At 63.6% G+C, this 13,713-nt stretch carries 13 protein-coding genes; 9 read left to right on the top strand and 4 right to left on the bottom strand.

Going from position 1 to position 13,713, the window contains the following annotated elements:
• Positions 1–210: 210 nt before the first annotated feature.
• Complete coding sequence (gene thyX / locus VK792_RS17185; protein ID WP_326299101.1) at positions 211–1,116, bottom strand: FAD-dependent thymidylate synthase; 906 nt, start codon at positions 1,114–1,116, stop codon at positions 211–213.
• Positions 1,117–1,321: 205 nt separating this feature from the next.
• Between thyX and VK792_RS17180 the strand changes: the two genes are divergently transcribed.
• The 5 genes from VK792_RS17180 to VK792_RS17160 all read left to right on the top strand — a co-directional run bounded on the left by VK792_RS17180 (position 1,322) and on the right by VK792_RS17160 (position 5,706).
• The gene (locus VK792_RS17180; protein ID WP_326299100.1) at positions 1,322–2,446 is read left to right on the top strand and encodes a hypothetical protein; all 1,125 of its coding nucleotides are present in this window, start codon (positions 1,322–1,324) and stop codon (positions 2,444–2,446) included.
• 3 nt (positions 2,447–2,449) lie between these two features.
• Positions 2,450–3,832, top strand: a complete 1,383-nt coding sequence (locus tag VK792_RS17175; protein WP_326299099.1) for a surface lipoprotein assembly modifier — start codon at positions 2,450–2,452, stop codon at positions 3,830–3,832.
• Between the two features lie 61 nt (positions 3,833–3,893).
• Entirely contained in the window at positions 3,894–4,322 is a 429-nt protein-coding gene (locus VK792_RS17170) for a VOC family protein (RefSeq protein ID WP_326299098.1), read from the top strand.
• 17 nt (positions 4,323–4,339) lie between these two features.
• A complete protein-coding gene (locus VK792_RS17165) occupies positions 4,340–5,014 on the top strand; it encodes a DUF1194 domain-containing protein (RefSeq protein ID WP_435404869.1) in 675 nt (224 codons plus the stop codon).
• Positions 5,011–5,706 (top strand): DUF1194 domain-containing protein, encoded by a 696-nt coding sequence (locus tag VK792_RS17160; protein ID WP_326299097.1) that lies wholly within the window; start codon positions 5,011–5,013, stop codon positions 5,704–5,706. The genes VK792_RS17165 and VK792_RS17160 overlap by 4 nt, the downstream gene beginning before the upstream one ends.
• Positions 5,707–5,799: 93 nt before the next feature.
• On the opposite strand, the gene VK792_RS17155 is transcribed toward VK792_RS17160, so the two are convergent.
• The 3 genes from VK792_RS17155 to VK792_RS17145 form a co-directional block, all read right to left on the bottom strand.
• Entirely contained in the window at positions 5,800–6,297 is a 498-nt protein-coding gene (locus VK792_RS17155) for a MarR family winged helix-turn-helix transcriptional regulator (protein WP_326299096.1), read from the bottom strand.
• A 91-nt stretch (positions 6,298–6,388) separates the two neighbouring features.
• Positions 6,389–6,652 carry a succinate dehydrogenase assembly factor 2 gene (locus VK792_RS17150; protein WP_326299095.1) on the bottom strand — a complete coding sequence of 88 codons (264 nt, stop codon included), beginning with the start codon at positions 6,650–6,652 and terminating at the stop codon, positions 6,389–6,391.
• The gene (locus VK792_RS17145; RefSeq protein WP_326299094.1) at positions 6,649–7,038 is read right to left on the bottom strand and encodes a helix-turn-helix domain-containing protein; all 390 of its coding nucleotides are present in this window, start codon (positions 7,036–7,038) and stop codon (positions 6,649–6,651) included. Before VK792_RS17145 ends, VK792_RS17150 begins: the two co-directional genes overlap by 4 nt.
• A gap of 88 nt (positions 7,039–7,126) precedes the next feature.
• Here VK792_RS17145 and VK792_RS17140 point away from each other — a divergent pair, with 88 nt between their 5' ends.
• From VK792_RS17140 to glgB, 4 genes are all read left to right on the top strand, one after another.
• The gene (locus VK792_RS17140; RefSeq protein WP_326299093.1) at positions 7,127–8,329 is read left to right on the top strand and encodes a pyridoxal phosphate-dependent aminotransferase; all 1,203 of its coding nucleotides are present in this window, start codon (positions 7,127–7,129) and stop codon (positions 8,327–8,329) included.
• Positions 8,330–8,452: 123 nt separating this feature from the next.
• Positions 8,453–8,860, top strand: a complete 408-nt coding sequence (locus VK792_RS17135; protein WP_326299092.1) for a hypothetical protein — start codon at positions 8,453–8,455, stop codon at positions 8,858–8,860.
• 211 nt (positions 8,861–9,071) lie between these two features.
• Entirely contained in the window at positions 9,072–11,444 is a 2,373-nt protein-coding gene (locus tag VK792_RS17130; protein ID WP_326299091.1) for a glycogen/starch/alpha-glucan phosphorylase, read from the top strand.
• Between the two features lie 42 nt (positions 11,445–11,486).
• On the top strand, positions 11,487–13,691 hold the full coding sequence (gene glgB, locus VK792_RS17125) for a 1,4-alpha-glucan branching protein GlgB (RefSeq protein ID WP_435404868.1): 2,205 nt from the start codon (positions 11,487–11,489) through the stop codon (positions 13,689–13,691).
• Positions 13,692–13,713 lie beyond the last annotated feature (22 nt).

Raw genomic sequence — 13,713 nt, 5'->3', positions numbered from 1 at the left:
CATCAGCATGACTCGCACGGCCAGCACCAAATGGGAATCCCAATTCGGACTCGTTTGTCGCGATCAATCCACTAGATGGACTAGAAGCTCAAAAAGCACAAGTTCATGACAGCGTCGCACAACTTGAGATTTACTTATGTTTGCTTAGGCAAGATGAGAAAACGGAAAGTATTTCGACTGCCTCCCACCCAGTCACTCCTCACACCGATTTCACCCAACAACCTCCATGAACTCCCGCCATTCCCCCTTGGACATGCCGGAGGTTTCCTGCGTGACCTCTTCCCCTTTCAACATCCGGCGGACACACTCAAGGGCTGTACCGGACAAAGTGGCGCCGCCCATGCGGTAGTCCTCGAACGCCTTGTAGGCGAAGGGCACCCAGTCGGCGACGATCGTGCAGATCGCCTCGGCATAGACGCGGATTTCGTATTGGGCGTGGCTGTCGGCGCGCAGGCGCAGGAAATGCAGCAGGTTGTGCAGATCGACCTTCCAATACCACTGGGTATAGATATTGGCGGGCAGGTTCATCCGGGCCAGTTCGCGGGCCAGACCCTGCTGGCCGTCCTGGCTGATCATTTCCTCGTAATGGTCATAGCAGCGCATCGCGTCATCGCGCAGGTAGCGCAGGACGCGGTCGGCCTCTTCCCCCGACAGCGCGGCGCCCCGGCCCTGGTTGTTGACCACCGATTGCGCCGCCAATGCCTCGGGGGCGGGGATGTAGAATTCGCGGTCGAGGATCGAATAGCGGGCCGAGTATTCGTTGACGTTGGCGGTGCGGTGGCGGATCCACTGGCGCGCGACGAAGACCGGCAGCTTGACGTGCAGCTTGAGCTCGCACATCTCGAACGGGGTCGAATGCCAGTGCCGCATCAGGTAGCGGATCAGCCCCTCGTCGTTCTGCACCGACTTGGTGCCCTTGCCATAGCTGACCCGCGCGGCCTGGCAGATCGCGGCATCGTCGCCCATGTAGTCGATCACCCGGACAAAGCCGTGATCCAGCACCGGGTGGGCGGTGTAGAGATGCGCCTCCATCCCCGGGGACACGGCGCGCAGGGTGGGTTGCGGCGCGGCGCGCAGGGCGTCGATGTCGGCCTGTTGTTCGGGCGAGAGCGGCATGGGCGAATCCTTCGGGCACAAGATGAGTCGGGTCTGACTATATCTGGTAGAACCGTGCCGCGCGACGCCAAGAAACGGTGGCGGCAATTGGGCCGCAGGGGCCTGAAAATCTGGCAAACGGCCACGGGTTTTCATTGACTTTTGCAGGGGATGCCCGGATTTCTTGACAAAAGCATAAAAAATGCAGGCATCGAGGCAGTTCCAAATGACACGTTTAACCGCGTTCCTTCTTGCGCTTGGCGTCCTTGCCGCGTGCGAAACCGGCAACCCGCTGGAAGAAGCTACCGAAACCACCACGACGACGACCACGACGACCGACGAGGGCACCACGACGCCGATCACCAGCGACAGGACGCTGCCGCCGGGAACGACGCAACCGACCTCGGACAGTTCGATCGTGCGCTATGAGCCGACGAGCGACGAAGAGGGCGACGGCGGCGGGTATGCCCGCAACATCACCTATTCCAATGCCAGCGGTGAGGATGTGTTCAGCGTCGACAACCTGGCGTTCGACGGCGACAACACCTATATCCGCGGCGGCACCGCGACTTCGCAGAACGCGGTGGGGCAGTTGGACGACAACGCCCGGTTCCGGGTCTACGAGGCCGATCAGACCGTGACCGACCCGCTGACCGGCAACGTCATCGACACCTTCACCTATCGCGCGATCCATTCGCGGTCGACCAGCGGGATGACCGAATTCGCCATCGTGCGGTCGGGCTCTTATGCAAACTATGGCTTCGGCGGCTTCATCTATCAGCGCAACGCCACCGACGACACCGGGGCCGCGCGCGAGCTGATCATCCCGACCTCGGGCGATGCGGAATACCTGGGCGACTATGCCGGGGTGCGGATTTTCAACGGCGCAGCGGGCCTGAACTATGTGTCGGGTGACGCGCAGGTGCTGCTGGACTTCAAGGATTTCAACGATTCCCAGACCGGTGTAGCGGTGTTCATCTACAACCGTCGCCTGTTCGACATCGACGGCAACGACATCACCGATGCCTATCTTGACGCGGTCGAGGCCGATGCCTCGGTTCCGCTGGTCCGCGGATCGGACCCGAACGGCAACGTGACCCTGTCGAACCTGACCCCGGTCATCACCCCAAACATCGCGGACACCAACGGTGAAATCACCAGCAGCATCGGGTCGATCTACCGGTTCCAGGATGGCACCACGGCCGAAGAAAGCTCTGGTACCTATTACGGGATTCTGGCGGGTGAAAACGCCGACGAGATCGTAGGGATCGCCGTGACCACGGGTGACGACCCGCGCGCCGATGGTGTAACGTTCCAGGAAACTGGTGGTTTCATCGTCTACAGGCAGTAATTCATGGCGCTCTTCGGGCGGTTTGCAAAACAACTGAGCATCGCGGTTCTTGGGCTGGGGGTCACCCTGGCCCCTGCCCCGTCCAACGCGGAAACCGTCACGCTGACGCCAATGGAAATGCGGCAGGGCGCGGCCAACGCGGTTCTGGCGGGCAATCCGGCGCTGGGGCTGGCAATGGCCGACGCGCTGTTGCAGCGCGACCCCAACGATATCGACGCGCTGCTGATCCGCGCCCGCGCGCTGCGCGACCTGGGCGATTACACAGCGTCGACCCGCGCGGCGCGGGTTGCCTGGACCGCGGCCCCCGATCAACAGACAAGATACGCGGCCTCGATGGCGATGGCGCAGGCACTGTCGTCAGACGGCAAACGCACGCGGGCGCAGCTTTGGCTGCGGCGGGCGAGCCATCTTGCCCCGAACGACGGCCTGAAGGCACGGGCCATCGAGGATTTCCGCTTTGTGCGGTCGCGCAACCCGCTGTCGGTGAACCTGAGCTTCAACATCGCGCCCACGTCGAACGTGAACGGCGGATCGAGCAGCGACACTTTCGAGACCCCGCTTTACCCCGGTTTGCCGCTGTCTGTTCCGGGTCGCGATCAGGCGCTGTCGGGAACGCAGTATTCTGCGGGGGTCACGCTGAGCTATCGCTTGAAACAGACCCAGCTGTCGCAGACCTTTGTCCAGGGGTCGCTGAACCATACCACTTATACCCTGACCGACAGCGCCAAGAAAAAGGCGCCCGGTGCCGAGGGCAATGATTATGCCCAGACCCGACTGAGTTTCCGGCTGGCCCACGATGTCCGGTTTGCCGGCTCGCCCTTTGGGCTGGGGCTGGAGGCGCAGGTGACCGAATACTGGTATGCGGGTGACGAACTGACACGCAACCACCTGCTGGCGGGCACCGGGCGTCTGTTCATCGCACAGGATCAATACGCCCAGCTGCGCCTTGGCTATGACTGGCGGCAAGGTTTCAACGGCCGCGCCGATCAGGACGTGAGCACCGCCGATCTGGCCTATGTCAAACTGTTTCCCAAGGGCAAGCTGACGCTGACGCTGGGGGCGACGGGCAGCGCATCTTCGGACATTCGCTATGACTATACCGAGCGCCGGATCGGGCTGCGCTATGCCCCGGCCAAGCCTCTGGGGCAGGTCCGGTTCGATTTCGGCGTGACCGCCAGCCGGCAGGAGTATGACAGCAACATCTATACCCGCCTGCCCCGTACCGACGACCGGTTGTCGGCGGATGTGACGATGATCTTTCAGAACATGGAGTATTTCGGCTTCGTCCCCAGCATGACGCTGAGCGCGTCGCGCCGGGAGTCGAACGTGGCGGTCTATGATTCCGACAGCCGCGGCATCTATATGGGGTTCCGGTCCTCGTTCTGAGGTCTCGACTTTCCGGTTTGTCCGACTATCGTGACCGAAAGTCATGACAAGGAGAGCAGACATGCCGATCCGTTACCTGCACACCATGGTGCGCGTGAAAGACCTTGAGGCCTCGATGGCCTTCTATGCCCTGTTGGGGCTGAAACAGACCCGCCGGATGGACAGCGAACAGGGCCGGTTTTCGCTGATCTTCATGGCCCCCGAGGGGCAGGAAGAATGCCCGGTGGAACTGACCTGGAACTGGGACGGCGACGACGGGTTGCCGTCGGACAGCCGCCATTTTGGGCACCTCGCCTATTCCGTACCCAACATCTATGAAATGTGCCAGCACCTGATGGACAATGGCGTGACGATCAACCGCCCGCCGCGCGACGGGCGCATGGCCTTTGTGCGGTCGCCCGACAACGTGTCGGTAGAGCTGCTGCAACAGGGCGACGCCCTGCCCCCGGCGGAGCCGTGGATCAGCATGGAAAACATCGGCCATTGGTAAGGGCCTTTCTTGCCGCGTTGACCGTGTGGGCCGGTATGGCGCAGGCGCAGGGACAGTGCCGTCTGGCATTGGTGCTGGCGCTGGACGTTTCGTCCTCGGTCGATGGGCAGGAATATGCCTTGCAGCGCGACGGGTTGGCCGCCGCGCTGACCGATCCCGATATCCAGCGCGCGCTGCTGGCCGGGGGGCCTGGCAGCGTGGTGCTGGCCGTGTATGAGTGGAGCGGGCGACGGCAATCGACGCTGGTGCTGGATTGGATGCCGCTGCGCGATACTGGCGACATCGGCGCGGCGGCGCAGGCGATCCGGGCATTTCCGCGCAGCCACACGCGGTTTCCCACGGCAATGGGCTATGCGCTGGGATACGGGGCGACGCTGCTGCGCCGGGCTCCGGCCTGCGACCGCAAGGTGATCGACGTGTCGGGCGATGGCATCACCAATGACGGGTTCCTGCCAACCCACGCCTATCGCCATTTCCCGTTCGAAGGGGTCACGGTGAACGGGCTGGCGGTGCTGGGGGCCGATGACGGGGTGCTGGCCTATTACCGCGACGAGGTGCGGCACGGGCCGGGCGCGTTTGTCGAGACCTCGGAAGGCTATGCCGGGTTCCGGCGCGCGATGACGCGCAAGCTGTTGCGGGAAATCGGCGGGGTGATGATGGGGGCCGCGGAACAGGAGATGCCGCCGGGATGAAGACACTTGCCGTTTTGCTGACGCTTTGGGCCGGGATCGCCCAGGCCGGGTGTCGACAGGCGCTGGCGCTGGCGCTGGATATTTCCGGCTCGGTGGATAGCCGCGAATATGCTTTGCAGATCAACGGGCTGGCCAATGCGTTGTTGCACCCAGAGGTGCAGGACGCGCTGTTTTTCATGCCGTCCAGCCCGGTGCGGCTGATGGTGTATCAATGGAGCGGACCCGGCACGCAGCAGGTGATCCTGGACTGGACCGACGTCGACAGCGCGGCGACCTTGCAGGTGATCGTCGCAACGATCCGGGGGGCGTCGCGGCCGCAGGGCGACCCGTCAACCGCGATCGGGGCGGCGCTGCTGACCGGTCTGTCGCAGCTTTCGACGCAAGAGGCGTGCTGGAAGCGCACGCTGGATGTGTCGGGCGACGGCAAATCCAACACCGGGCCAGAGCCGCAGGACATCCGCCCGCAGATGAGTGCGGCGGGGATTACGGTGAACGGGCTGGTGATCGGCACCGGCGCGGGCGACCAGCAGCAGACGTTCGTTGGCGAATTGCAGGCCTATTACGACGCGCGGGTGATTTCCGGGCCCGACGCGTTCATCGAAACCGCGCTGAGTTTCGGCGGCTACGAGGCGGCGATGGTGCGCAAGCTGAAGCGCGAATTGCAGGGACAGCTGTTTTCCGGCGAGCCCTGAGGCGATGCCGCCAAGGCCGCCGCGTGCCACGTCGCGCCATGGGCGTGATCGGGGTTTGATCCGGGACAGGCAAGGAGGGGGCTGCGCTGCGGGCTAGTAGATATAGCGGATCTGATCTGTCCAGAAGCGTTCCATACGTTTGAGCGACGATGTCACGTGGTCCAGGCCGGCCATGTCGATGACACCGCGGTCTTCCATGGCATCGGCGTGGCGCAGGAACAGCGCGCCCACGACATCGCGGATGTCACGGCCCTTTTGCGTCAGGCGCACACGCACCGACCTGCGGTCGATTTCGCAGCGCTGGTGGTGCATGTAGCCGAGGTCCACCAGCTTCTTCAGGTTGTAGCTGACGTTGCTGCCCTGGTAGTAGCCCCGGCTTTTCAATTCGCCGGCGGTCACTTCGTTTTCGCCAATGTTGAACAGCAGCAGCGCCTGTACCGCGTTCACCTCGATCACGCCGACGCGTTCGAATTCGTCCTTGATCACGTCAAGCACCAGCCGGTGCAACCGTTCCACCAGCGACAGCGTATCCATGTAACCGGCCAGGAATCCCTGTTTCGCAGGGTGGCCCAGATTGGGATGAATGCTCATTCCGGTCTCCGCCTCTTTGTCCGTTTCGAGGGAAATTCGGGCAAAAACCGAAACAAGCAGTTAAGCAACGCACCGTCGCCTAAAATCCGTTTTATTTGGCCGCGAAGGCCACCTCGGAAATATCGGCGATCATCGGTGCCAGCGCGTCAGGCGCGGGAATCTGGCCCGACACCCACTGGTAAAGATCCTGATCGTTTTCCGACAAGAGCGCCTCGTATGCGTCGAGTTCGGCACCGGACATGGACGACAACCGGGCCGCGGCATAGCGCGACAGGATGATGTCCATTTCCTTGATGCCCCGGCGCATCGAGCGCATCGTGAGGCGTTTGAGGCGGTTTTCAGGCGTTTCGGTCATTCGCTGGGGGCCTTCAGTTTCAGGCGCAATTTCTTTTCCAGCCGGGCCAGTCGTTCGACCTGACCCTTCAACTGGGTCCGCAATTCGCGCATTTCGGTCAGGATATCGATCACGTCGCCCGACAGTTCGGTGGCATCGGAGGGCGCATCGAGCCCTTCGCCTTCGCCATTGAGCAGCCACATGATCGAGACATTCAGCATGCCCGCCATCATCGACAGCTTGTTGGCGCGGGGTTCGGACAGGTCATCTTCCCAGGCGCGCAGGGTCTTGAGCTTGATTCCCATGCGCTTGGCGAGTTGTTCCTGTGTCATGCCCGCAGCCTCGCGCGCGGCGGCCACGCGGTCGCCGAAGGTTGCTGCATCCGGGCCGTACCAGTTCTCGGTCATTGCTCTCTCCTTTGCGTGTCGCGGCTTGCGACGGGATCGGGCGCACCCTAAGACATGGGGCGAGCCACTTCAAACCGGAGCCGACCCGATGCCTTTCCTGTCCGAATCCCTGTCCCGCGTCAAAGCTTCGCCGACGATCGCGATTTCGACCAAGGCGCTGGAAATGAAACAGGCAGGCCAGGACGTGATCGGGCTGGGCGCCGGCGAACCCGACTTTGACACGCCGGACCACATCAAGGCCGCTGCAATTGCGGCAATCAATGCCGGGAAAACGAAGTACACCGCCCCCGATGGCATCCCCGAGCTGAAACAGGCGATCTGTGACAAGTTCGCGCGCGAAAACGGGCTGAGCTACATGCCGAACCAGGTGTCGGTGTCGTCGGGCGGCAAGCAGGTTCTGTTCAACGCGCTGGTCGCCACGCTGAACCCCGGCGACGAGGTCCTCATCCCTGCGCCCTACTGGGTCAGCTATCCCGACATGGTGCTGATCGCCGGGGGCACGCCGGTGATCGTGGACTGCCCGATGGAAACCGGTTTCCGCATGACGCCCGAGGCGCTGGAGGCGGCGATCACGCCCAACACCAAATGGCTGATCTTCAATTCTCCGTCGAACCCGACCGGGGCGGGATACACGCGCGCGCAGCTGAAGGCGCTGACCGATGTCCTGATGCGCCACCCGCATGTCTGGGTGATGAGCGACGACATGTATGAACACCTGGTGTTCGACGATTTCGTCTTTTGCACCCCGGCGGAGGTCGAGCCGGGGCTTTATGACCGCACGCTGACCTGCAACGGGGTCAGCAAGGCCTATGCCATGACCGGCTGGCGGATCGGTTACGCGGCCGGCCCCGAAGCGTTGATCAAGGCGATGCGCAAGGTGCAGTCGCAGTCGACCTCGAACCCCTGCACGCCAAGCCAATGGGCGGCGGTCGAGGCGCTAAACGGGCCGCAGGACTTCCTGCAGGACTGGGTCAAGGTGTTCCAGAGGCGGCGCGACCTTGTGGTCGAAGGGCTGAACGCCTGCCCCGGCCTGACCTGCCCGGTGCCGGACGGGGCGTTTTACGTCTATCCGTCAGTCGCGGGCTGTATCGGCAAAACGTCGGCGGGCGGTACCAGGATCGTCGATGACGAAGCCTTTGCCACGGCGCTGCTGGCGGAAACCGGCGTGGCGGTGGTTTTTGGCGCGGCCTTCGGATTGGCACCGCATTTCCGGGTGAGCCATGCCACGTCGGACGCGGCGCTGACCGAGGCCTGCGCGCGGATCAAGCGGTTCTGCGAGGGGCTGCGGTAAGGACGCGCGGGGCGCGCGCGTACGAGAGGCTCTGCCTCTCGTGCTCTCCGGGATATTTCCGGCCAGAAGAAGGACAGGGGATTCGGATGACAGCGAGCGGGCGGGAAAAAAGGAGTGTGCGCCATGGGCGATGAGCTTCCCGACTATTACTTTCGCACCCGCGAGAACGGCGCGGCGGTGTTCCGGGTCGACAGCCGCAACCGGATGCGGCGGATCGAAATGGAGCAGATCGCCGTGGTCAACATCCGCAACGGCGAGATCCGGCCGCACGGGAAAACCGCATTGAGCGCTGCCGACGAGGCCGCGATCGGGGACTGGATGGCGGCGCGGGCCGAGGTGCTGGCCGCGCGCGAACTGGATGACATGCGGCGTCTGGTGGACCAGGTGCACGCGGCGACGATCTGGGCGCAAGGGCGCGCGGGGGCGGCGGAGCTTGCGGCGGTGACCGACGATCTGCTGCTGGCCCTGCACGACCTGCGGGCGGTGCTGGTGCGCAAGAAGGCCGAGCGCGGGGCAGCGGACAAGACCTGAGCGCCGGGGGCGGGTTTTGGTCCGGTGCCGGATTTTTGGGCGGCAAGGTCTGTTGCCCGCGCAACACGCGCGGATTGTTATCGCTAACTGCGCTTTTGCCATGCACTTGCCATTTTGCCGTGATTTCAGGAAACAAACGGTGACACAGACGGCGCCGCCCCAGATAACCAGACCCTCAAAGGCAGGACGAGCCATGGCCAAGGATCTTCAGATGCCCCCCAAAGATTTTCGCGACGCGATCGTCACCCACCTGACCTATTCGCTGGGCAAGGACCCCGACCATGCCACGGTGTTCGACTGGCGCATGGCCCTGAGCTTTGCCGTGCGCGACCGGATCGTCGATGCCTGGATGGCCAGCACGCGCAGAACCTATGCCAAGGACGCCAAACGGGTCTATTACCTGTCGATGGAATTCCTGATCGGCCGTCTGCTGGAAGACGGGGTGATCAACCTGGGGCTGGAAGACGAGGCGCGGCGCGCGCTGGAGGGATTCGGGCTGAATTTCACCGATGTTGTCACCGATGAGCCCGACGCCGCGCTTGGTAACGGCGGGTTGGGCCGGCTGGCGGCCTGTTTCATGGAATCGCTGTCGTCGCTGGGCTGCCCGGCCTTTGGCTACGGCATCCGCTATGAGCATGGGCTGTTCCGACAGTCGTTCGAGAACGGGCGCCAGATGGAAGCGCCCGAGACCTGGCTGCAACAGCCGCACCCGTGGGAATTCGAACGACCCGAGGCGCGGTTCCTGCTGGGCTTTGGCGGCACCGCGACGGCCACGGGCTGGACGCCTGCGGAAACCGTTTACGCCGAGGCCTATGACACGCCGATCGTCGGCTGGCAGGGCCGCTGGGCCAACACGCTGCGGCTGTGGTCGGGGCGCGCGGTCGATCCGTTCAACCTTGAGAAGTTCAACGCGGGCGAGTTCACCGCCGCCACCGAAGGCGAAGCGCTGGCGCGGACAATTTCCCGCGTGCTCTACCCCGAGGACAGCACCGAGATCGGCAAGGCGCTGCGGATCAAGCAGGAGTATTTCTTTTCGGCCGCGTCGGTACACGACATCCTGCGCCGGTTCGAGGCGGAGCACGCCGACCTGGGTCTGTTGCCGTCCAAGGTGGCGATCCAGTTGAACGACACCCATCCTGCGATTGCCGGGCCGGAACTGATCCGGCTGCTGCATGACGCGCGCGGCATGGATTTTGACGAGGCGGTCCGGATCGCGCAGGGCTGCCTGAACTACACCAACCACACCCTGTTGCCCGAGGCGCTGGAAAGCTGGGATGAAACCCTGTTCGGGGAACTGCTGCCGCGACATCTGCAGATCATCGACCGGGTCGATGCCGCGCACGCCAAGGCGCATCCCAAGCGCAAGGTGTCGGCACGCGGCGATGGCCGGGTGAAGATGGGCGAGCTGTCGTTCATCCTGGCCAACCGTGTCAACGGTGTCTCGGCGCTGCACACCGGGCTGATGAAAACCACGGTGTTCAAGGACCTGAACAGCCTGCACCCGGAAAAGATCATCAACGAAACCAACGGCGTGACCCCGCGCCGGTGGCTGCACAACTGCAACCCGGGCCTGTCGGCGCTGATCACCGACACCATCGGCGACGGCTGGATCGGCGACCTTGAGCAACTGGAAATTCTGGTGCCTCATGTCGACGACGCAGGCTGGCTGGAACGGTACGCCGCCGTCAAGACCGCCAACAAGGCGGCGCTGTCGGATTGGGTCATGGACGCCCACGGGCTGAAGCTGGACCCGCAGGCGATGTTCGATGTGCAGATCAAGCGCATCCACGAATACAAGCGCCAGCACCTGAACATCCTGGAAACCATCGCGCTGTGGCAGGAGATGAAGGACACCCCGAACGCCGACTGGACGCCGCGGGTCAAGCTGTTCGCGGGCAAGGCCGCGCCGGGCTATTTCTTTGCCAAGGAGATCATCCACCTGATCAACGACGCCGCCGCGGTGATCAACGCCGACAAGACGACCAACGACAAGCTGAAGGTTGCCTTCCTGCCGAACTACAACGTTTCGATGGCGGAACGGCTGATCCCGGCGTCGGACCTGTCGGAACAGATCTCGACCGCCGGGAAAGAGGCGTCGGGCACCGGCAACATGAAATTCGCGCTGAACGGCGCGCCGACCGTGGGCACGCTGGATGGCGCCAACGTGGAAATCCGCGAACGCGTCGGGGCCGAGAACTTCTTTCTGTTCGGGATGACGGCGGACGAGGTCGAGGCGCGGCGCGCGATCAAGAACCACGCGGCCAAGGCCGTGGCCGCCGATCCACGACTGAAACGCGCCATCGACGCGGTGGCCAAGGGCGTTTTCAGCCCCGGCGAGAAAGCGCGCTACAAGGGGATCGTCGACAACCTGACCGGGCCGGATTACTTCCTTGTCACGTCGGATTTCACCGACTACTGGCGTGCCCAGCGCGACGCCGACGCGGTCTTTACCGATACCGCGGCCTGGTCGAAAATGGCGGCGATGAACACCGCGCTTTCGGGATGGTTTTCGTCCGACAGGACGATCCGCGGATACATGGCGGATATCTGGGGTGCGGAGAGCCTTCTTGAGAAGGACGCTTGAAGGCGCATCGGATTGGCGTAAGCTGACCCCCGAAGGGGGGACATGATGACCAAGACCGATCCCGCGGATATCGCCGAGCCCGAGGTTCTTGCCGCCCTGTGCGAAGGTCGCTTCGATGCGCCCTTTTCCGTGCTTGGCCCGCACAAGCTGGGCCGGGTGCGCCACGTCACCGCGCTGGACCACGGCGCGGACAGGATGTGGGCCGTGGTCCAGGGCAAGGCGCATGACCTGTTGCCGGTCGACGGATTTCCGGGCCTGTTTCACGGCAAGGTGCCGGGGACCAGGCCCTATCGCCTGCGCGGCGCAAACGCGTCGGACACCTGGGAGGCCGAGGACGCCTATCGTTTCGGACCGGTTCTAGGCGAGATCGACGAATACCTGATTGGCGAAGGCAAGCATCAGCGGCTTTGGGACGCGCTTGGCGCGCATGTGCGCGACCACGAAGGCGTTGCGGGCACCCATTTCGCGGTCTGGGCCCCCAATGCGCGGCGGGTGTCGCTGGTGGGGGAATTCAATCACTGGGACGGGCGCCGGCACGTCATGCGGCGGCGCGGCGCCACCGGGGTGTGGGAGATTTTCCTGCCCGGTGTCGGCGATGGCGCCACCTATAAATACGAAATTCTCGGCGCAGATGGCGGGTTGCACATGAAGGCCGACCCGGTGGGGTTCGGCGCGCAGCACCCGCCGGAAACCGCCAGCATGGTCCGCGACATTCGCGGCTATGGCTGGTCGGACGGCGACTGGATGACCACCCGGCAGGTGGCGCATCGCACCGATCAGCCGATTTCGGTCTACGAGGTGCATCTTGGCAGCTGGAAGCGCAAGGACGGGCGGCCCCTGTCCTATCGCGAGGCGGCAGAGGAGCTGGTCGCGTATGTCAAGGAGATGGGGTTTACCCATATCGAACTGATGCCGGTATCGGAATATCCGTTCGACGGCTCTTGGGGCTATCAACCCGTTGGGCTTTACGCACCCACCATCCGCTTCGGCCCGCCGCACGAGTTCCGTGATCTTGTGAACGCCGCGCACAAGGCTGGCTTGGGGCTGATCCTGGACTGGGTGCCGGGACATTTCCCGACCGACGCGCATGGGCTGGGGCGGTTCGACGGCACCGCGCTTTACGAACATTCCGACCCGCGCGAAGGGTTCCACCAGGACTGGAACACCCTGATCTATAACTACGGCCGGCTTGAGGTTCAGAACTATCTGACCGCCAACGCGCTGTACTGGATCGAGGAATACCACGTCGACGGGCTGCGCGTGGACGCGGTGGCGTCGATGCTCTATCGCGACTACAGCCGCAACGACGGCGAGTGGATCCCCAACAAGGACGGCGGCCGCGAGAATTACGAGGCCATCGCCATGTTGCAGGCGATGAACACCGTCACCTATGGCGCCGACGCCGGCATTCTGACCGTGGCCGAGGAAAGCACCAGCTATCCCAAGGTGTCGCGCCCGGTGCATGACGGCGGACTGGGGTTCGGGTTCAAGTGGAACATGGGCTGGATGAACGATACGCTCGATTACATCGGCCGCGAACCGGTGCACCGCAAGTATCATCACCACCAGATGACATTCGGCCTGCATTATGCCTTTTCCGAAAACTTCATCCTGCCGATCAGCCATGACGAGGTGGTGCACGGCAAGGGCTCGATGCTGGCCAAGATGCCCGGCAACGACTGGGAGAAATTCGCCAACCTGCGCGCCTACTATGGCTTCATGTGGGGCCATCCCGGCAAGAAGCTGTTGTTCATGGGGCAGGAATTCGCGCAGGGCGCGGAATGGAACCATGACGCGGAAATCGACTGGGCCTGTTTACAGAACCCGCAACACGCCGGGATGCAACGCCTTGTGCGCGACCTGAACGCGCTCTACCGCGCCACCCCTGCCCTGCATGTCAGGGACTGCGACGGCGCGGGGTTCCAGTGGATCGAGGCGAACGACGCCCAGGCCTCTGTCTATGCCTGGGTGCGGCGCGGTACGCCCGACGATCCGGAGGTCGTGGTGATCTGCAATTTCACGCCGGTGGAACGCGACGCCTATGTCCTTGGCTTCCCGCAGGCGGGACGCTGGCGCGAGGCGCTGAACACCGACGCCGAGATCTATGGCGGCGGCGGGCGTGGCAACATGGGCGCGATCACCGCGGAACCCGGAGAAAGCCATGGCCAACCGGCCCGCGCCACGGTTGTCCTGCCGCCGCTCAGCACGCTGATTTTCATCAAAGACGATACGTCCGCGACGGCCTGACTGAACGGGCCGCACGGAGAAC

Source organism: Mesobacterium hydrothermale, from assembly GCF_035818635.1.
GTDB lineage: Bacteria > Pseudomonadota > Alphaproteobacteria > Rhodobacterales > Rhodobacteraceae > Mesobacterium_A > Mesobacterium_A hydrothermale.
Note: the sequence above shows the minus strand (reverse complement) of the source record. Positions and strands in the feature narration are given on the sequence as shown.